This window comes from Aeromonas allosaccharophila (assembly GCF_016026615.1).
In the GTDB taxonomy this organism is placed as follows: domain Bacteria; phylum Pseudomonadota; class Gammaproteobacteria; order Enterobacterales; family Aeromonadaceae; genus Aeromonas; species Aeromonas allosaccharophila.
This window is the reverse complement of sequence record NZ_CP065745.1, coordinates 628,525-648,295: the sequence shown is the minus strand read 5'-3', so window position 1 is coordinate 648,295 and position 19,771 is coordinate 628,525. Positions and strand designations below refer to the sequence as shown.

Below are 19,771 nucleotides of genomic sequence, written 5' to 3'. Positions count from 1 at the left end.
AGTTAAGCGCTCAATGAATCCGTAAGATATCCAGCGGCGCCTGTTGGCCCCCTTCTCGTGATCAATGGTCAACGGCGCAATCTGGTAGCGACAATCAGGGGCGGTAGCAACTTTAGCGGCGTCCAGCCGGACTCCCGCCCCTGCGCCGTGGCCCGAGGGTTGCACCCTCGACGGCTTGCCCGTCAGCCCTTGTGGCTGTGCCCATGCCCCCATGCGCGGGGGATGCTGAGGCAATGGGTAAGGTCGATTCGGGTTGAATCGGGTCGAGTAGGGTCGATTAGCGAAGCGTAATCGTCCGCGGTAACCATCCCCTCTCCCCTTGCGGGAGAGCGGTAGGGTGCAATAAGCGCAGCGCATTGCACCATGGTAACCCTCCTGCGGGAGAGAGTGAGGAGTCGCCAGCAGCGTTGGCATGGCTTCGGCTGTAGGGTCGATTAGCGCAGCGTAATCGTCCGCGGTAACCATTCCCTCTCCCCTTGCGGGAGAGGGTTAGGGTGAGGGGTCGCTAACCTCTTTAGGCATGGCTACGCAACGCAAGCTGCAAGGGCACTGCCCCGATGCCCGTTAACCCCCATCTGCCTATGCGGAGCCGTGATTGGAAGAGCTGTTATCTCTAAACCAACCCCTCGCCCCCCCCGTGGCGAGATCAGATTGTCGAACCTATGCAACAGGTATCATCGACATGATTATATCGGTGAAAAAATCATGGTGAGTAGAGCTAGCAAGCAGCACATATCCCTATCGGGAAACGCCTTTATATTGAAGGCCCGACAGTAAGTATTTAGCTGTGATAATAACTTAACTCTTTGAGCATCAAATTACACATTTATAATTTAATTTATGGGATGTTTACTAACAAAGAGCAGTGAACATAAACAAACTTAACCTAGTCAGATTTTTATTTAGAATAAGTAAAAAAATGAAGATAGATATTATTGACGCAGGGCACGGTGACTGCCTACTGGTTACTTGTGGCGAAAGCATAATCTTGGTTGATTCTGGGCCTGAATCATTCAGAATTCGCCGACAACTAACAAAAAATCTTAAAAAAATTTTAAATGGGAAGCCAATCAATATCGCAATCGTCACACATAATGATGATGATCACATTGGTGGTTACAAATATCTTATGGCTGATGGCGTGGTTATACAAAAATTAATATTTAACAGTCTTGATTTGATTGAAGGAATTTTAAAAAATGACACTAACAATAAAAAAATTTCCTTTAGACAAGATAGGGAACTTCAAAAGTCACTTTATGATTTAGGGGTTGACTTTCAAACATTTCAATATGAAGACGCTCCTTTAACCTTCAGTGATATAACTCTAACAGCTCTTACGCCAAACAATGACATACTTGACCGACTAAATGAAAAAGCTAAAAAGAAACAACAAAACAAAAAAATATCAGTAACGAGTAAAATTGAAAAATCTATTTATGAATCTCTTTTAGATTTAAAAAACAACAATGATTTATTCATCGAAGACACCTCCATCACTAATAAGTCAAGCATATCCTTCATTCTTACATACGAAAAATATAACGTATTGTTTCTTGGTGATAGCCACCCAAGCGATATCATCCAAGCATTAAAGTCAAAAGGCATGCCTAATATATCATTTAATGCAGTCAAATTATCCCATCATGCCAGCGAAAAAAACACAAACTCTGAGCTACTAGAGTTAATAGGATATGCTGACTACATCATTTGCGCAGATAAAAGCCGTCATAATCATCCTAACAACAAAACCATATGCAGAATAATAAACTTCAATAAAAATGCCAAAATACACATGAGCAGTAAGAATGAGCTAATAACTACAATGTATGAACAATGTGTGGTTCAAGGATATAAAGTTTCAATCACCTATCCAGAGAATGGTGTAAATAGAGTTTTGCTATGAGTAGAAAAAATGTGGTGAAAATCATAACTAATCTTTCCGATTCAACCTCTGAATCAAGTGGCTATCATTTCAAATCTAGCGCTGACGATAGTTCATACGTCATTGGCTCTAAACATGGGGTATGCCATATATCAAATCAGTGTGAGCCTTATAATGATGGTGTTAGTGATTGTTGCAAACAGTGTAATATTAAGCTATGCACATCTCATATCACATTGAATAAACACGCACATGTAAAGTTAACTCCTCAAAAAATTTATGGCCTACAAAACAAAGATATTGCCATAATTCAAGTACAAGAGAAAAGTTACACGCCATTAAGGTTAGGTAAACTTGTAGAAAACAATGGCAATTTCATATCCTTTGGCTATAAAGCAAAGCAAAATACCCCATTACGCTTACTTTTAAATGCTCCAGAAATTGATGGTTCTGAATGTTACTTCAATATTCAAAGCAACCCACATCCTGAGCTCGTTGAGAAAAGCTCTGATTACAATGGTATATCTGGCTCACTTGTTATTGGGCAGGAGTCAACAGACATCCCTATAGCTTATTCAATTTTAACGACCAATGAAGAAGGAAATGATCTCTCTGGTGATATTCTTTTTGATATAAATTTCGATGACTTGAATCTTTTCTTTAATTCTCGAGTTTTTTCAGATCAACCAAGCAAAATAACCCTAGATACGAGTTTTAAAAACCATTTCAAACAAATTTCAACGATTAACATTAATAGTAACATCTCAATATCAATTTTAGTCCCCGTTGATAAAGGATTCCCACATTTCAACTTAAATCCGATTGCTAGATCACTCACCAGTGAACTTGGTTTTGTGTTAGGGCACGCAGATAAAGCTTTAAATAGCACTGTACTGGCGTCATCAGCCTTAAAGGTATTGAGGGATCAAAAGCATAGGCAACCGGCATATAAATTACTATCAAGTCGCGTGGTTGAATCGGTATTAAACGCGCCTCATATATACTCTACCTACATAGACCACTCTCACTATCATCATGTACATCTTTTAAATGACTCCGAACATGGCCTTGAGTTCATAGTTTCAAGTTTTGGAGGTGAAGGAGCATTGATTGAAAAATTAAACCAATCACTAAATGACATGATTCAAAATATTACAAAATATTCTTTCAATTCAAAACTGATAGCTGAACGCTCATTTTTAAATATGAAGTACAGCCATGAAGAATGTGAGCTATTGTATAAGGCTTTATTTAGTGAACAGAATGAGTTCATTAGTAATTTAGCTATAATGCACTGTTTGAATATGCAATCTTGCTCACCATCAAATAATAACCCCATTGAAGAGACAATTAAAAGCATAGTTCAGCAAGCGATAGATAATATAGATGATGAAGTATTGAAATCGATTACTTTCGGCCTAAATGTAAGCCTATATGTAATGCCAGTTAATAAGAGCAATGAAATAGCAGATATTATGGAGGGGATTCTTGAATGAACGTCAATGCCGTAAATTATATCTGTGCACGCATTGCGAATAGCGATGACTTTGACCATAAATATGAAAAGCTATGTCTAACAACATCAATTAATAGATTTAATGGTAGTAACTCCAATGAAATTACAACTAAAGAATATCACCAGTTATTAAAGTATTCCGACTTTTTGTCTAATTCAGATGACAGTTTACACCCAGGGTGAGAGCGTGAACATTTTGTTAAATTTCACCCAGTTTTTTGAGACCCGCATTGAGTACCGTTTCCAGATATTCACTGCTCATTCCTGCGATTTTTTGCTTCCGTCTTACGCTCGCCTTGCGTGAAGTCTCGGCCCTGAGCATGTTCAGCCCCATGTGCCGGATGCACGCCAAAATCTCTGCGGCATCACCGCGATAAATCGGGCAATCATCCTCGCCCATCGTGACGTCCAGCACCCAGTGCAGGCTATTTTCGATGGCCCAGTGCCCACGCACCGCTCGCGCAAACTCATCCTGCACCAACGCTTTGGAACTGATGAAATAACGCTGCTCTATGGTAATTTTTTGCATATTTTCAACGCGATAGGAGATGGCCACGCCAATGCTGTGCAACTGTTTCCAATGAGGAAACTGGGCGGCCAACTCGCCCGCCGCCATGACATGGTACTCACGACCATCGATGCGGCCATGAGCCTTCTCAAGCGTCATCGTCTCTGCGCATAACGGGGTGGCCGCCAGCGGGGCGAGGGCCTGTCGAACCGCCTCGAACAACTTGGGTTGGTTGCCTTTGACGGCCAATAAGTAATCGCCACCTTGCTGAAGGATGGTCTCGGCGATCTCGGTCTGGCACCCCATCGCATCGATGGATACCAGGCAGCCTTTGATGTCGAGCAGCGCCAGCAACTCGGGAATAGCGGTAATTTCATTGGACTTGGCGTCGGTTTTTATCTGTCCGAGCACCAGCTTATTGGCGGCGGCATAGGCACTGACCATGTGAATGGTCGACGTTCGATCCTCACGGTCATAGGAACTGCGCAGGGTTTTGCCATCGATAGCGACCAGGGCGCCATCGGTGTGCTGGTTAATGGCTTGAGTCCACCGCACAAAGGCGGCCTGAAACGGCTCTGGTTTGATGCCGGAGATGATCCTGGCAATGGTGTCATGGACAGGAATGCCGTTTTTAAACAGTCCCTTGGATTGAAACCAGGGAAGATGAACCTCGCCGAAATCCTCAATATCTTCCCAGCCCTCAGCCCCGCCGATCACGGCACAGACGGTGAGAAACAGGACATCGTAGAAGGGATAATAAATCTTGGCATGCTGGCGAGGGTCGTGAATATTGTCGAAGAACTGAGCGAAAACGGCATCAATAGACATGAGAGCACTCCTGAAAAGGAGCATGAGATCACAGCCGGATCACCAGGTCAAATTTCAGGGTGAGGATGTGAGCAAATTGTTAACTATGGAAATCATGGAAATTATCATTTTTTGGATTTCATGCGCATTTTTTGAGCTGAAATGACGTGCAGTGACGATTAAAAAGTGTGAAGGCGATCCTGACTATAAAGTTAACTGCATATCACAGGCCTATAAGTATTTGTTTTGTAGGCAAAAAACTATTTTTAATTTTTAACAAAATGTTCACGATCTCGCCCTGAGTTTACACCGAAGTTTATCATTAAAAATAATAGCATCTTTATATGAATTGTATAGAAATGAACCAAGCTGCCAGCTAGTTATAAAATCTGTCTTAAATAAATTTGGTCTGTTTTCTGCTGAGAATAAATTTGTCGACCAACGTTTGCATCTTCCTGTCAGTATTGAACTGACCAGTAATTACCGAAAAATCAACCAAAAGATAAGTAACACCTCAGATATATTCACAAATGCACAATTTGAAATTTACAACGCTATAATTAACAATCGGCATTTTAGTTTTTCTGGTCCAACATCACTAGGTAAATCATTTTTAATTAAAAACACAGCCATAGATCTTATTAAATCCGTTAATAACATAGTTTTTATTCTCCCAACTAAAGCTCTTCTTGAGGAATATCTAATTGACATTAGACGAATGCTCACAGATAGAGGAATTAGCAACGTCAATGTGACCAAAGCTGTTTCTAATTTTAATAAAAGCAGTAAAAACATTCTTATCTTCACTCAAGAAAGATATAATAACTTTTTATTTGAAAACTCAGGTACAGATGTCAGCGTTGACGTACTATTTATTGATGAAGCACATAAATTAGCTGATCGAAAAAACAACAGAGCAATAACTCTTTTCAAAGTTATCCGACGAACACTAGATTTTTATCCAAACGTCAGGCTGGTTTTTTCCAGTCCTGTGATATCAAATCCAGAAATGTTTTTTAAAACATTTGGCCTAAATGAAGATGCAAAAAGCTTAGTTGTTAGAGAAAGCCCGGTTACTCAAAATCTTTATTTTTCAAACTTAGTCAATGGTGTATTTAAATATTTTGACACTGTAAAAAGAGAAACCTTCGAGTTCTCCCCCAAAACAAAATATAACAATGGTTTTGAGCTCATTAGCTCAATTGGCCGTTTCTCACATTCAAATCTTATTTACATCTCTAGTAAAATAGAATGCGTTAAAAAATGCGGGCATTTCATTGACTATATGATAGCAAATGGACAACTGCATGAAACAGATGACATAGACCTTATAGATGAAGCAAAATTCATTTCAGAGTTTGTACATAAAGAGTTTATACTCGCGAAGTATTTACGCTATGGCATAGCATTACACAATGGTTCATTGCCAACGTTTATTAGAAAGCGCATTGAGGATTTATATGCTAGCAAAAAGATTAAGTACATATTCTGTACATCAACACTATTAGAAGGTGTTAATCTCCCTACACAAAATGTTTTTATATACCCATTTACTCAAAGCACACTTAATGATGCCGAAAAATGTAACCTAGACTTCTGGAATCTAGCTGGCAGAGCAGGGCGGTATCGCAATGAACTATCTGGAAACATATTTTGCATTGGTGAAAAAGATAATATTTGGGATTCTGTAGAAATACGGGCTAAAGAAAGTGCAGGAGTAGATATTAATGATGGATTCATTAACTTACTTTCTAAGCATAGGAAAATACTTAACTATCTTGACGGGAAAACAATATCTCCAGATAAAAACATTAAAGAGATAAGTGCATTAATACTCTCGGAAGTCCTTAACTATAAAAATAATGGTGAATTAGGTAGTCTACTCAGCGGTTTCAGTGAAAAAATAAGGGGTCAGATAATAGACTCTTCCTTGGCCCATTTAGTCCGTAAAAAAATATCTGATATTGATCCTATTGCATTCTCAAGCAATCATACTTTCGATAGCGACCTACAATCTAGAGCTCATCAATACTCTAGAGACCCGAGAAACATATTAAAGTCTTATTCGAGAGAAGATGTTTCAAAATACATCAGAACAATTAACGAGGTTTATAAAATCAGATCTACAGATAACTCCGCAGACCAGTTAATTAATGTTGTTTACTCTTGGCTTATGGGGTCTCCCCTTTCCGTAATCATTGATAATGGAATTAAATATGGGAAAACCGTTAGAGATCCAGAAACTTATCGCTGGGTTGATTTTGATCAAAAAAATCCAATTCATTTAAACCAAAAGATAATTGAAACAATTTCTTGCATTGAAAATGAAGTGACTTTTGAGCTTGAAAGCCGTTGCTCTCACTTTTATCAATTAAGCAAAGCAGTTTTTGGTGAGTCCGCAGCTGGTTGCAATCTTGCCCCATTGTTAGAGTATGGGACGATGGATATGAGGGAGGCAGCTTTACAAGACTATGGTTTTTCTAGATTAGCGGCAAGCGAGATAATAAAAAAACATATTAAATGTATTAGTTTTTCTAACGAAGGTTCTAAAGTCATAGTTAATATCCCCATGTTAAAAGAAGCACTTCGTAAGGATAGCTTTATTAGAAAGGAATTAAGCTGGATAGCAAAATAAGATTGTAAGTATTAGACATATTCTTTATTTTAATTAAATGAGATAACATGAAAACCGCAGCCTTGAGCTGCGGTTTTTATTTCTATTCCCCAAACACACTGCTATCCCAACTAAAAAACTATTTCCCCAACCCCTTGCACTGCTCTCCCCCTGCGGCGGGATAGGTGGTTAGCGTCTCATAGAGGGCGGCGCGCAGGCTGCCGGGATGGCGCTCTCCGAGCCCAGCATGTTATCCCAGACGTTGAATGGAATCCTGCCGGAGAATGACATTAGCCCCCCTCACCCTAACCCTCTCCCCCAGGGCGAGGGGATCAGACCGCAGGATGCCGAGGCTTCGGCAGGCCACAATAAAAAACCGCAGCCCAAAGGCTGCGGTTTTTTTATTTTCTCAACCTGTTGCCAGCAACAGGGCAACTGGCCTTAGGCACGGCGCCAGCTGGTTTTACCGGCGCTGTCTTCCAGCACGATACCCATCTCGGTGAGACGGTTGCGGGCGGCGTCGGCCGCAGCCCAGTTCTTGTCGGCACGGGCCTGATTGCGCTCGGCGATCAGGCGCTCGATCTCGGCTACTTCATCATCCGCTTCGTCACCCTTGAGGAAGGCGTCAGGATCCTGTTGCAGGATGCCGAGCACGGCGCCCAGCTCGCGCAGACGGGCACCGAGTCCAGCGGCAACAGTGATGTCTTCTGCTTTCTGGCGGTTGATCTCGCGCACCAGATCGAACAGGGCGGAGTAGGCTTCTGGGGTGTTGAAGTCGTCGTCCATCGCCTCTTTGAAGCGAGCCACCTGCTCGTCGCCACCGGCAGCAGGGGCCAGCGGCAGATCGCGCAGGGCGGTGTACATGCGCTCCAGCGCGGCACGGGCTTGCTTCAGGTTATCTTCCGAGTAGTTGAGCTGGCTGCGGTAGTGGCCAGACATCAGGAAGTAACGGACGGTTTCGGCGTCGTAGTGGGCCAAGACGTCGCGGATGGTGAAGAAGTTGCCAAGGGATTTGGACATCTTCTCTTTATCCACCATCACCATGCCGCTGTGCATCCAGGTGTTGACGTAGTCACCACCGTGGGCGCAGCAGGACTGGGCGATCTCGTTCTCGTGGTGCGGGAACTGCAGATCGGAGCCGCCGCCGTGGATGTCGAAGTGGTTGCCAAGGTGCTTGGAGTTCATGGCGGAGCACTCGATGTGCCAGCCAGGACGGCCCGGGCCCCAGGGGCTTTCCCAGGTCGGTTCGCCCGGCTTGGACATCTTCCACAGCACGAAGTCGAGCGGGTTGCGCTTGGCATCGACCACGTCAACGCGGGCACCGGCTTGCAGCTGCTCCAGATCCTGCCCGGAGAGCTTGCCGTAGTCGGCGTAGGATTCGACGATAAACATCACGTCGCCGTTATCGGCCACGTAGGCGTGATCCTTGGCGAGCAGGCTTTCCACCAGTTCGATGATTTCGCTGATGTGCTGGGTAGCGCGCGGTTCGATATCCGGGCGCACCATGCCGAGGGCGTCGAAGTCGGCGTGCATATCGCCAATCAGACGCTCGGTCAGCTCGTCACAGGTGACGCGGGTTTCAGCGGCGCGCTTGATGATCTTGTCATCCACGTCGGTGATGTTGCGCACGTAGGTCAGGTCGTAACCGGCGTAACGCAGGTAGCGAGCCACCACATCAAAGGCGACGAAGGTGCGGCCGTGGCCGATATGACAGTGATCGTAGATGGTGACACCACACACATACATGCCCACCTTGCCTGGGTGGATAGGTTTAAATTCTTCTTTTTGACGAGTGAGTGTGTTGTATATCTTCAGCATCTTATAACCACTGCCTGTGAGTAAAATGGTTGGTCATAATACCCCGTTCAAGGGCAGAAAACGAGGCGGAAAATATGGCCAATCCCGCCTGCCGCCTATGTTCTGGCACTGGATGCGCCCTTTGCAGCACTTTCTGCAACACTATGCCGCAGCCCCTTGATGGGCTAGAATTGCCACCACTTTATGCCACACCCCGCAAGCGCCCTGTCGCTTGCTCACTTTTCGTTCAAAAGTATGAAAGGACATATCATGGTCACTCTGCACACCAATCACGGCGACATCACCCTCACCCTGAACGCTGAAAAAGCCCCGGAAACCGTGGCCAACTTCCTGCAATACTGCCGTGACGGTCACTACGACAACACCATTTTCCACCGTGTCATCGACGGCTTCATGATCCAGGGCGGCGGCTATGCCCCCGGCTTTGAAGAGAAAGATACCCGCGCTCCCATCAAGAACGAAGCGGCCAACGGTCTGTCCAACAAGGTCGGCACCATCGCCATGGCCCGCACCAGCGAGCCGCACTCTGCCAGCGCCCAGTTCTTCATCAACGTGAACAACAACGACTTCCTCGACTTCAAATCCGCCACCACCCAGGGCTTCGGCTACTGCGTATTCGGTGAAGTGACTGCAGGTATGGATGTGGTCAACAAGATCAAGGGTGTCAAAACCGGTAACTACGGCCGCATGCATCAAGACGTGCCGACCGAAGATGTGGTTATCACCAAGGTGACCCTTGCTGACTGATCTTTGCCAACTCGGCACGGATGAAACTGCGGCCCCGGCCGCAGTTTTTCCATCTGCGTCCGCCAGCGCCAGAGCGAACTGGCGCCGCCTCGACTATCTGGCCTACGGCAACGAACGCCAGCGTTCGGCCCATGCCCTGCTCACAGCCGGTGTGTGGGATGCGCTGGCAGCGCAGTGCGCCGATATGGCGCTGGTGAGCACGCTGGCCATCGGCCTCGATCGGCCGGGCAGCGATCTCGATATTCTCTGCCAGCATCCCAATCCGGCGGCGTTTGCCGCTACTTTTGCAGAGCAAGGCTGGCAGGCGAGCCCCAAGGGCGACAATATCTGGCTGCTGGAGCGCAGCTTTCCTTGTCTCGACCAGCACTGTGCAGATAGCGATTGCGATAACCGCATCGCCAGCTGGCCGCTGGAGCTTTACGTGACCCCTGCCCCCATCGAGACGCTGAACGGCTGGCGCCACCTCACCCTGATGGCCGCTTTGCTCGAACACTTTGGTGATGCCTTCTATCGGGAGGTATTGCGTCTGCGCCTTGAGCAAGGGTTGAAAGGGGAAGCGGCGATGTGCCGGTTGCTGGGGCTGGCTGGCGATCCTTACGCCGCCCTGCTGACGCTGGAGGGGCGCAATCTGGCCGAGCTGTCATGGCAGCCGCCATCCCGTGACGATATTCATACCTCAACTGGCGCGGCGGCGATGGTGCCTGTCGTGCAACCTTCGTCCCCTGTGTTTTCCACTATCTCTGCCACTCCTGTTTGCCCTGTTTCGACCGAGAGCCCGACCCCCACATCATGAGCACCCTCTTTATCAGTGACATTCACCTCTCTGCCCAGCGGCCCGATATGACCGCGGCACTGGTGCGCTTTCTCGAGCACGACGCCCCCGGCGCCGATGCCCTCTATGTGCTGGGGGATCTCTTCGAATTCTGGATTGGCGACGATGACCCCAATCCACTCCATCAACAGATGGCCGACGCCTTCTTGGCCCTGAGCCAGCAGAACGTGCCCATCTACTTTATCCACGGCAACCGCGACTTTCTGCTGGGCCAGCAGTTTGCCAAACGGGCGGGGATGACATTGCTGGGAGATCCCTGCGTGATCGAACTCTATGGCGAGCGGGTGCTGCTCAGCCACGGCGATCTGCTCTGCACCCTGGATGAGGGGTATCAGAAGTTTCGTCGCATCACCCAGCTGAAATGGCTGCGCTGGCTCTTTTTGCAGTTGCCGCTCGCCCGCCGTCAGGCCATCGCCTGCAAGATGCGCGGCCAGAGCCAGATGGAGAACGCCCACAAGAGCCAGATCATCATGGATGTGACGCCAGCGGCGGTAGACGACACCCTTCGCGCCCACGACTGCCGGATGATGATCCACGGCCACACCCACAGACCCGCCATCCACGACTTCACCCTCGATGGCCACTCCGCCCGCCGCATCGTACTGGGAGACTGGTTCGAGCAAGGCTCGGTGCTGATCTGCCGCCCCGGCGAGCAGCGGCTGGAAATGCGGGAGCTGGCAACGATCGACCCCGCCGCTCACCCATCCGCCTGACATCCCCCCCCTGCGCGGGTTGCAGGCAAAACCTGCGGCCCGGCATCACCCCCTGTAAACCCGGTGAACCGACGTATCACGACGAGCTCAGGCTGGTATGGCCTGTGCCGATGGGGTGCTCGTCCGATCCGTGCCGGTTCTGCTGCGCCAGCAACGTCAAAAGCGGCAACAAACCGGTCAAAAAGCATGCAAGACACTGAAAATAAAGAAAATTAAACATTCAATCAATGTTGAAGCAAGCAAGACTGCTAATTAGACTACCGGCTCCCCCACCCGTCGTAACACAAGGAACGTATCAAACAATGAAAAAGACGGTTCTCACCCCCTTACTGGTGCTGTTGATCACAGGCTGTGGCGGCGGTGATGGCGAACAGGAAGAGACCCCTATCCGCCCCCCTACGGATACCCACTATTTCGAGGCGTCCAGCCAGAGCAGCCCGGGCGGACAGTTGACCCCCACCAGCCTACGGTTGGCGGCGGGTGAACAGGGGCGCTTCTCGGTACAGGCTGACAGCGGTTACACCCTGACCGAGATAACCGGCTGTGATGGCACCCTGGACGGCCTCACCTATACCACTGGCCCCATGCGCAGCGATTGCCAGATCTCGGCCAGCTTCACGCAGGAGAGTGCCGCCCTCTATTTCAACGCCACCACCCAAGCTTCTCAGGGGGGCGCGCTCAGCCCCGACTCCCTGCGCCTGAACGCGGGTGAGCAGGGCCGTTTCACCGTGCAGCCCGAGAGCGGGTTCGTGCTGGCGCAGATCGCAGGGTGTGAGGGCACCCTGACGGGTAACACCTATACCACCGCGCCCATGCGTGCCGATTGTCAGATCTCGGCCCGCTTTATCAGCGATGCAGCCAATGCGATTGCCCGTGAAGATCACACCCTTGCCAGCGAGCAATCCCTGATCGCCCATGCCCGTTCGGTGATTGCCGACAGTGAAGCACACCGTACCGAGCTGGTTCGCAGCCTCTATCAGGGGATGGCAGAGATCAGCTGGAACCCGAGCCACGACTCCATCACCTTTTCCAGCTTCCAGCCGGAGAGCACGGTGACCCTGCTCCCCTCCAACATCAATGGCAAGGGGGAGAGCGAGATCCGGGGTCTGGTGATGGTCTCCGAGCAAGCCGATTACCGTCAGGCCGCCATGGGGGCGAACCTGTTTTCCGTTGACCGCACCCCGCAGAGCGAGGCGCTGCTCAAGGGCCTGATTGGCTGGCTGACCCGGGGCAAGGATAGTGATGGCCTGCGCATCCTCACCGCCCAGATGCCAAGCCGCGCCGATAGCGCCTATTTTCCCCATAACGAGGGCGTGCGGGACTGGCTCAAGGCGATCTATCCCGACAAGCACAACATCAACCCGGCCAATACCTGCGATTATCAGGCGCTAAGTGACTGCATCGACACCATGGCGCCGGAGCTTATCGTGATCAGCGATATCGACCGCCAGGGGCTGGGGTATCAGGGGATCGCACAGGCGATCGCCAAGGCCAAAGCGGCCGGGATCCCGCTGCTGCTCTCCAACTACCGGCGCGATGCCAGCCCGCTGCTAAACCCCCTCTATCTCGATATGGGGCTGGTCACCTGGGGTAACTACTGGTCAAAACTCAGAGCCAGCAGTCTGGCAGTGAACAGCATCATGACACCCGACGCCCAGCTGATGGCGGTCGATACCCTGCTTGGCAACCTTCAGGATCGCAACTTCACGACCCAGTGGCTCGATAGCTGCGGCGGCAACTTTATCAATTGCAGTGGCTCGGAAAGCTTCAACCAGCAGTTCAAGCAGGGGGCCGACTGGCTGAGAAATGCGGCTATCACCCTCGACAAGGCCGGGATCAGCCCATTTGCCCGTGACGGCGTGACACTGCTGCCCGCCACCCTGCTGCTGGCCGACAAATACCGTGCCTCCATCGATTACCCCATTGCCTGGGATGAGCATCAATCCTGGCAGCAGGCGATGTTTGCCGACTGGCTGGTGAGCTATGCCCGCACCCGTACCCCAGCCCAACCCGATCTGGGGGAGTACGTCACCGATCGCAGCAAGGTGGTGAAGGGACAAGCGGCTCACTATGCCTACCCCGCGACGCTCACCGACAGCCGCCGCATTGCGGTTCCCTACAGCGGGCAGTGGACCACCACCGGCTGGTATGCCCTGCCGGGACAAAGCATCACCCTGAGACGCACCGATAACGCCGATGTGTCCGCTACCGTCCGGCTCAACTACCACAGGCCCAACACCAATCGGGCCTATGAGCAGAAGGTCTATCGGGCGCCGCTGGAGCTGACCACCGGGCGGCTGATCTTGGCAAAGGGGGGCAGCGTCACCTTCACCTCTCCTTATGGCGGCCCTATCTACCTCTATCTGGAAGGGGGGGCCGAGTCGCTGGCCGTCCAGGTGAGCGCCACGGGCATCACCCGTCATCCGGCCATCATGGATTTCAGTGATGAGCAGCAGATCCGCCAGTTCAACGAGCGGCTGGCGCAAACCGAGCTGCCTCATATCGATCTGCGGGCCGATGGCGCCGAACAGCATCTGCGTCGGGATCGCTTCACCAATGCAGTGGGCGGCGTCATCCCCGACACCAATGCCCTGCTCGACAGCATCGCCCGGGATCACATCAATGGCGTCTACACTCTGGCGGGCCTGAAAATTCAGGGCAAGGGGCTCGATGAGTCGCTGCCTGCAGATGTGAAAAACGCCTGCGTGGCACTGCTGGGAGAGGGTTGTCTCGATGAGTCACTTCATACCCGCACCATCATCCAGCATGCCAACTATGACCAGAATGCCCATTGCGGCAGCGGTTGCAGCGGCAACCCGTGGGACTCTTCCGGCAGCATCAGTCCGACCGGCTGGCTCGACAATCACGAACTGGGCCACAACCTGCAGACCAACCGGTTGAACGTGCAATACGCTGCGGCAGGCGATGCCGACAACTGGAGTGGCTACGGCAGCCGGGCGGGGGAAAACTCCAACAACATCTTCCCTTATGTGGTGAAGTGGCGCGCCCACTATCTGCGGGATGGCAACACGGCGCCCATCAAGGATGGACACATGAATCACAAGGATCTCTTCTATGTGTTCATGTCTGATGCAGCGCAGGTGCGGGACAAGAGTGGCAACCGCGTCGTGCTCGGGGCCAACTGCAAGGTGCTCGATACCGGCGAGAGTCGCTACGAAGCCCCCTGGAAGAGCAATGCCTACGCGGTCCATAACGGCTATCGCATGGCGTTTTATATCCAGATGGCATTGCGCGCCCACCGCATGATCCTGACTGATGGCACCCGGCTGAACGATGGCTTCAATATCTTCACCCTGCTCTATCAGCATTCACGGATCTTCGGCGCGGCAGCCGAAAATGAAGCGCAGTGGAATGCCAGCAAGGATACGCTTGGCTTTAGCCTGTTCCCCTACTCGGGGCATACGGTCTATCGCGGCAAACAGGTGCGCGACATACCGGGCAATGACTTTATGCTGGTTGCGTTAAGTCGGCTCACCGGCCGGGACTGGCGCAATCACTTCGATCTGCTCGGCCTGCGTTACTCAAGCCTCGCGGTCGCTCAGGTGCAGGCCAACCAGCGCTATAGCAGCCTGCCGATGGGGATGTATGTGCTGGAGGATGACCTGCCCCCAGCCAACATGAGCGAAGGCGTCACATTCCTGCCGCTCTCCGAAAGCGACGGGGCCACCCTCTGGCCGCGTAACAGTGGCTCGCCAAGCGTCTGCCCTACCCCCTGAATCCGGTCATTGCGATAAACACAACAAGCGCCGGTAGGGCGCTTGTTGTTTATCCGGCCTCTGGCCCCGTTGTTGATGCTGTGAAGAGGGTGGAATAAGTGGTGGTCGCTCACAGATCAGCAAAGCAAACCTGCTGGCCTGCAACAGGACACAAGGTTGTGTGAACCCCGTCACCTTGCCCCTTGCCAATTGAGAGGATGATGGCGCTCAGGCAGAAACGTCTTTCTCGCCAGCTATTTCAACAAGTTGAGGTTTGTATGCCTGACAGCAATGCGGTCGCTCACCCGTTCGATGCCAAGAAGATCAATGTCAACGATCCCTATGAGATGAAGCAGTGGATCAAAATGTTCGAGTGCACCGAAGTCCAGCTGAAACGGGCGGTCAAGGCAGTCGGCACCTCTGGCAAGGCGATCAGAAAACACCTCAAGAAGTGAGGGCATCACCCCGTCACTGACCAGGTCCCGCTCGCGGGGCTTTCTCTTTCTGACATCTATTTAACAGCATCTATTTCCGACAAAGCGCCCAGTACGCTGGCGAAAGAAGTTGTGGTTTGAAATCACCACCATTTCGGCAAAAACAAAAAAAGGCCACTATTTCTAGTGGCCTTTTGTAACTCTTTGATTGCTTTACTTAATAACTGGTGCCCGAGGCCGGAATCGAACCGGCACGACGCGAACGTCGAGGGATTTTAAATCCCTTGTGTCTACCGATTTCACCACTCGGGCACCGCAATCGGTATCAAGCTCGCGTGGCGGGCTTGTCAATATGGAGGCACGTTCCGGAGTCGAACCGGACTAAACGGATTTGCAATCCGCTGCATAACCGCTTTGCTAACGCGCCATGCAAAAGAGAGTTGGCTCTCTAATGTCTGAATTTGGAGCGGGAAACGAGACTCGAACTCGCGACCCCGACCTTGGCAAGGTCGTGCTCTACCAACTGAGCTATTCCCGCATTGGTCTGGCTGACTGCCTGACTACGAGGACGCATTCTAGCGATGTTCCTCGCCCAGTCAACCAGAAATATTTAATTACCTGATCGTTCGGGCATTTTTTGCCCTTTTTGAACAGTTTTAGCGCCTTTGGCCGTTTCCTGCATCAAATCAGCGGAAACCTCACCTTGCGGCGCGGGTGACTCACAGCTTGGCGTGGTGGGTCAGATCGCCCCAGGCCGCCTTCATGTACTGGAACATCGACCAGAAGGTGAGCACGGTGGCGACATAGAGCATCACGTAGGCGAGCCACACCATCCAGACGTTGTATTGCCAAATCAGACCGGTGAGCGACACCATCTGGATCATGGTCTTCCACTTGCCAATCCAGCTGACCGCCACCGAGGAGCGTTTGCCAAGTTCGGCCATCCATTCACGCAAGGCAGAGATGATGATCTCGCGGCCAATCATGGTCATGGCGGGGATGGTGACCCAGATGGTGTTGTAGTGTTCGACGATAACCACCAGTGCGGCGGCGACCATGATCTTGTCGGCAACCGGGTCGAGGAAGGCGCCAAAGGCGGTGGACTGATTGAGCTTGCGAGCCAGATAGCCATCAAACCAGTCGGTGGCAGCGGCCAGAATAAAGATGAGGGCAGCCGCCAGATAGGACCATTGGTAAGGCAGATAGAACAGGATGACGAAGACGGGAATGAGCAAAATCCGGAAAAACGTCAACAGGTTAGGTATGTTTGTCATTATTTTTTCAGCCACTTCTTGTACGTCGCTACATAGTGCGCCAAAGCCGATTTGCGATGCAACCGCACTGGCGCCCGTCCTGGTCTTCTTAATCCATCAATCTTCTCAAGATGCGGGACCATTATGGCATTTACGGCCCCCCCGCGTCACGGCTCTTGTGCATCAAGGAGTTAGCGATTTTTCCTGGCTGCTGGCTGCGCCTAAAACCTGTTCAGGCGCCGTGCAAGCCATCATGGATGGTCTGGGCCAGCTCCTGACTGATGCCGGGCACCTTGGCCAGCTCATCCACGCTCGCCTTTTTGACCTCCTGCAGGCCGCCCAAGTATTTGAGTAGCGCCTGACGCCGCTTTGGCCCCACCCCCGGAATATCCTCCAGACTGCTGCTGGTGCGGGCCTTGGCACGCCGCGCCCGGTGGCCGGTAATGGCAAAACGGTGAGATTCATCGCGAATATGCTGAATCAGGTGCAAAGCGGGCATATCTGCCGGCAAGTGCAGTTCTTCGTGGCTCTCTCCCATGATCAGGGTCTCCAGCCCCGCCTTGCGGGTGACCCCCTTGGCAATCCCCACCAGCAGCGGGTATTTACCACCGAGGAATTCCAACTGGCGCGCCAGGATCTCTTCGGCGCGGCGCAACTGACCGAGGCCACCGTCGATAAACAGCACGTCCGGCACCTTGTCCAGCTCCTGCTGCTTGCCAAAACGGCGCTCCAGCGCCTGCTCCATCGCCGCGTAGTCATCACCACCGGTGATACCGTCGATGTTGAAACGACGATATTCCGATGAGAGCGGCCCCTCCCGGTTGAACACCACGCAAGAGGCGACGGTGCGCTCCCCCATGGTGTGGGAGATATCGAAACACTCCATGCGGGCGATGGGGCGCTCCAGCTCCAGCAGCTCTTCGAGCTGATCGTAACGAGCGGTCATGGTGCTCTTGTGAGCAAGCCGCGAGCGCAGCGCCGTCTCGGCGTTGATGGAGGCGAGCTTGATAAAGCGGGCCCGTTCGGCGCGGGTACGGCTCACCACCCGCACCTTGTAGCCAGCAGTCTGGCTCAGGGTCTCGGCGATGACGCTCTCGTCCTCGAGGGCCACATCCAGCAGCACCTCGCTCGGGATCTGCCGCCCCCCCTGCCCCGACAGATAAAACTGCAGCAGGAAGGATTGCACCACCTCCTCGAGCGGAGTGTCAGTCGGCACTTTCGGGAAATAGCTGCGCGAGCCCAGCACCTTGCCCTGACGAATAAAGAGCACGTGGATGCAGGCAGCGCCTTGCTCGAAGGCCACCCCCACCACGTCGAGCTCGTCCAGCACGTTGCCGCTCACCGACTGCTGTTCAGTGACCCGGCGCAGCGCCAGGATCTGATCCCGATAGCGGGCCGCCTCTTCAAAGCGCAGATCGCCGCTGGCGGACTCCATCTTGCCCACCAGCTCACCAATCACCTGCTGGTTCTTGCCCGCCAGAAACAGCTTGGCCAGTTCCACCTGCTGGGCATATTCGGCCTCGCTCACCAGCCCGGCTACGCAAGGGCCGGCGCAGCGCTTGAGCTGATAGAGCAGACAGGGACGGGTGCGGTTGGCATAGACCGCATCCTCGCACTGGCGCACCGGGAAGATCTTCTGCATCAGGTGCAGACTCTCGCGCACCGCACCGCCAGAGGGATACGGGCCGAAGTACTCTCCCTTGATCTTGCGGGCACCGCGATGGACGCCGATGCGCGGATGCTGGTGCGCGGTGATGATGATCCAGGGGTAGGATTTGTCGTCCCGCAGCAGCACGTTGTAGCGGGGCTGATACTGCTTGATCAGGTTGTGCTCGAGGATCAGCGCCTCGGTCTCGGTGTGGGTGACAGTGACCTGGATATCGGCGATCTGGCGCACCAGGGTGCGGGTCTTGATGCTATCGACGTTGGTGCGAAAGTAGGAGGCGAGCCGCTTTTTCAGATCCTTGGCCTTGCCGACATAGATCACGGTGCCACCACTGTCATACATGCGGTAGACACCGCTCTGATGGGTGACGGCGCTCAGAAACGCCTTGCTGTCGAAGAGAGGTTCAGACGAGGTCATGCTGGCTCCGGCAACGGGGATCGAGGTGCTGGATCTGGGGGATCGCGGCAAACGGAAGATCGAAAGAGAGGCTCATCGGCAACTCGGCTCAACGGATGAAAGCAGAAGACGGCACAGAGCATACTGCGCCAGGCCGGCAAAAAGCAAAAAGGCGGCACTCGCCGCCTTTATGACCACACGCCACCCGATTACAGGGTATCGGCATCCAGCATGCCATAGCGAATGGCCAGATGGGTCAGTTCCACGTCACCGTTGATCCCCAGCTTGCTGAACAGACGATAGCGGTAGCTGTTAACCGTCTTCGGGCTCAGGTTGAGCTGCTCGGAGATATCGGTCACCTTCTGCCCCTTGGTGATCATCATCATGATCTGCAGCTCGCGCTCGGAGAGGGACTTGAAGGGGTTCTCGTCAGCGGAGGCAAACTGGCTGAGGGCCATCTGCTGGGCAATCTCCGGGGAGATGTAGCGCTGACCGGAGTGCACCAGCCGGATCGCCTGGATCATCTCGTCAGGGGCAGCTCCCTTGGTCAGGTAACCAGCGGCGCCCGCCTGCATCACCTTGGTAGGGAACGGATTTTCTGAATGAATGGTCAGCACTATGATGCGCACATCGGGGCGGATCCGCAGAATTTTGCGGGTCGCTTCCAGACCACCAATACCCGGCATGTTCATGTCCATCAGGATCACGTCCGGATGGTGTTGGCGACAGAACGTAACTGCGGTCTCGCCGCTCTGTGCCTCGCCCACCACCTTGATCCCGCGTACATCTTCAAGAATGCGTCTTATCCCTGTACGCACCAGCTCATGATCATCGACCAGGAATACATTTATCACCCAAACACCCCG

At 51.9% G+C, this 19,771-nt stretch carries 13 protein-coding genes and 3 tRNA genes; 8 read left to right on the top strand and 8 right to left on the bottom strand.

Annotated elements, in window-relative coordinates; genetic code table 11:
* Positions 1-919: 919 nt before the first annotated feature.
* A complete protein-coding gene (locus I6G90_RS02920; RefSeq protein WP_197929660.1) occupies positions 920-1,906 on the top strand; it encodes an MBL fold metallo-hydrolase in 987 nt (328 codons plus the stop codon).
* Positions 1,903-3,381 (top strand): hypothetical protein, encoded by a 1,479-nt coding sequence (locus I6G90_RS02915; RefSeq protein ID WP_197929658.1) that lies wholly within the window; start codon positions 1,903-1,905, stop codon positions 3,379-3,381. The genes I6G90_RS02920 and I6G90_RS02915 overlap by 4 nt, the downstream gene beginning before the upstream one ends.
* A gap of 219 nt (positions 3,382-3,600) precedes the next feature.
* On the opposite strand, the gene I6G90_RS02910 is transcribed toward I6G90_RS02915, so the two are convergent.
* Complete coding sequence (locus I6G90_RS02910) at positions 3,601-4,737, bottom strand: ISAs1-like element ISAs12 family transposase (RefSeq protein ID WP_021141311.1); 1,137 nt, start codon at positions 4,735-4,737, stop codon at positions 3,601-3,603.
* Between the two features lie 328 nt (positions 4,738-5,065).
* Here I6G90_RS02910 and I6G90_RS02905 point away from each other — a divergent pair, with 328 nt between their 5' ends.
* Positions 5,066-7,351, top strand: coding sequence for a DEAD/DEAH box helicase (locus I6G90_RS02905; RefSeq protein ID WP_197929657.1), 2,286 nt, complete (start codon positions 5,066-5,068; stop codon positions 7,349-7,351).
* 420 nt (positions 7,352-7,771) lie between these two features.
* Here the strand turns inward: I6G90_RS02905 and cysS are convergent, their stop codons facing one another.
* The gene (gene cysS, locus I6G90_RS02900) at positions 7,772-9,148 is read right to left on the bottom strand and encodes a cysteine--tRNA ligase (protein ID WP_197929656.1); all 1,377 of its coding nucleotides are present in this window, start codon (positions 9,146-9,148) and stop codon (positions 7,772-7,774) included.
* 249 nt (positions 9,149-9,397) lie between these two features.
* Between cysS and I6G90_RS02895 the strand changes: the two genes are divergently transcribed.
* The 5 genes from I6G90_RS02895 to I6G90_RS02875 all read left to right on the top strand — a co-directional run bounded on the left by I6G90_RS02895 (position 9,398) and on the right by I6G90_RS02875 (position 15,611).
* Positions 9,398-9,895, top strand: coding sequence for a peptidylprolyl isomerase (locus tag I6G90_RS02895; RefSeq protein WP_042655573.1), 498 nt, complete (start codon positions 9,398-9,400; stop codon positions 9,893-9,895).
* A complete protein-coding gene (locus I6G90_RS02890; protein ID WP_197929655.1) occupies positions 9,885-10,688 on the top strand; it encodes a DUF4269 domain-containing protein in 804 nt (267 codons plus the stop codon). The genes I6G90_RS02895 and I6G90_RS02890 overlap by 11 nt, the downstream gene beginning before the upstream one ends.
* Complete coding sequence (gene lpxH / locus I6G90_RS02885) at positions 10,685-11,440, top strand: UDP-2,3-diacylglucosamine diphosphatase (RefSeq protein WP_197929654.1); 756 nt, start codon at positions 10,685-10,687, stop codon at positions 11,438-11,440. The genes I6G90_RS02890 and lpxH overlap by 4 nt, the downstream gene beginning before the upstream one ends.
* A 302-nt stretch (positions 11,441-11,742) precedes the next feature.
* Complete coding sequence (locus I6G90_RS02880; protein ID WP_197929653.1) at positions 11,743-15,177, top strand: ImpA family metalloprotease; 3,435 nt, start codon at positions 11,743-11,745, stop codon at positions 15,175-15,177.
* A 257-nt stretch (positions 15,178-15,434) separates the two neighbouring features.
* Positions 15,435-15,611, top strand: coding sequence for a DUF3606 domain-containing protein (locus I6G90_RS02875; RefSeq protein ID WP_019445078.1), 177 nt, complete (start codon positions 15,435-15,437; stop codon positions 15,609-15,611).
* 204 nt (positions 15,612-15,815) lie between these two features.
* Here the strand turns inward: I6G90_RS02875 and I6G90_RS02870 are convergent.
* From I6G90_RS02870 to uvrY, 6 genes are all read right to left on the bottom strand, one after another.
* Positions 15,816-15,902, bottom strand: a tRNA-Leu gene (locus I6G90_RS02870).
* 41 nt (positions 15,903-15,943) lie between these two features.
* A tRNA-Cys gene (locus I6G90_RS02865) sits at positions 15,944-16,017 on the bottom strand.
* A gap of 35 nt (positions 16,018-16,052) precedes the next feature.
* Positions 16,053-16,128 (bottom strand) — tRNA-Gly (locus I6G90_RS02860).
* Positions 16,129-16,309: 181 nt separating this feature from the next.
* Positions 16,310-16,864: a CDP-diacylglycerol--glycerol-3-phosphate 3-phosphatidyltransferase gene (pgsA, locus tag I6G90_RS02855; RefSeq protein ID WP_042057638.1), complete on the bottom strand. Its 555-nt coding sequence runs from the start codon at positions 16,862-16,864 to the stop codon at positions 16,310-16,312.
* Between the two features lie 211 nt (positions 16,865-17,075).
* A complete protein-coding gene (gene uvrC / locus I6G90_RS02850) occupies positions 17,076-18,926 on the bottom strand; it encodes an excinuclease ABC subunit UvrC (protein ID WP_197929652.1) in 1,851 nt (616 codons plus the stop codon).
* A gap of 188 nt (positions 18,927-19,114) precedes the next feature.
* Complete coding sequence (uvrY, locus tag I6G90_RS02845) at positions 19,115-19,759, bottom strand: UvrY/SirA/GacA family response regulator transcription factor (protein ID WP_005337448.1); 645 nt, start codon at positions 19,757-19,759, stop codon at positions 19,115-19,117.
* Positions 19,760-19,771: the final 12 nt, after the last annotated feature.

Excerpts from the sequence above, each read along its gene's own strand:
- I6G90_RS02920 (WP_197929660.1), top strand. The coding sequence starts at position 920 with ATGAAGATAGATATTATTGACGCAGGGCACGGTGACTGCCTACTGGTT.
- I6G90_RS02915 (WP_197929658.1), top strand. The coding sequence starts at position 1,903 with ATGAGTAGAAAAAATGTGGTGAAAATCATAACTAATCTTTCCGATTCA.
- I6G90_RS02910 (WP_021141311.1), bottom strand. The coding sequence starts at position 4,737 with ATGTCTATTGATGCCGTTTTCGCTCAGTTCTTCGACAATATTCACGAC.
- cysS (WP_197929656.1), bottom strand. The coding sequence starts at position 9,148 with ATGCTGAAGATATACAACACACTCACTCGTCAAAAAGAAGAATTTAAA.
- I6G90_RS02895 (WP_042655573.1), top strand. The coding sequence starts at position 9,398 with ATGGTCACTCTGCACACCAATCACGGCGACATCACCCTCACCCTGAAC.
- lpxH (WP_197929654.1), top strand. The coding sequence starts at position 10,685 with ATGAGCACCCTCTTTATCAGTGACATTCACCTCTCTGCCCAGCGGCCC.
- I6G90_RS02880 (WP_197929653.1), top strand. The coding sequence starts at position 11,743 with ATGAAAAAGACGGTTCTCACCCCCTTACTGGTGCTGTTGATCACAGGC.
- I6G90_RS02875 (WP_019445078.1), top strand. The coding sequence starts at position 15,435 with ATGCCTGACAGCAATGCGGTCGCTCACCCGTTCGATGCCAAGAAGATC.
- pgsA (WP_042057638.1), bottom strand. The coding sequence starts at position 16,864 with ATGACAAACATACCTAACCTGTTGACGTTTTTCCGGATTTTGCTCATT.
- uvrC (WP_197929652.1), bottom strand. The coding sequence starts at position 18,926 with ATGACCTCGTCTGAACCTCTCTTCGACAGCAAGGCGTTTCTGAGCGCC.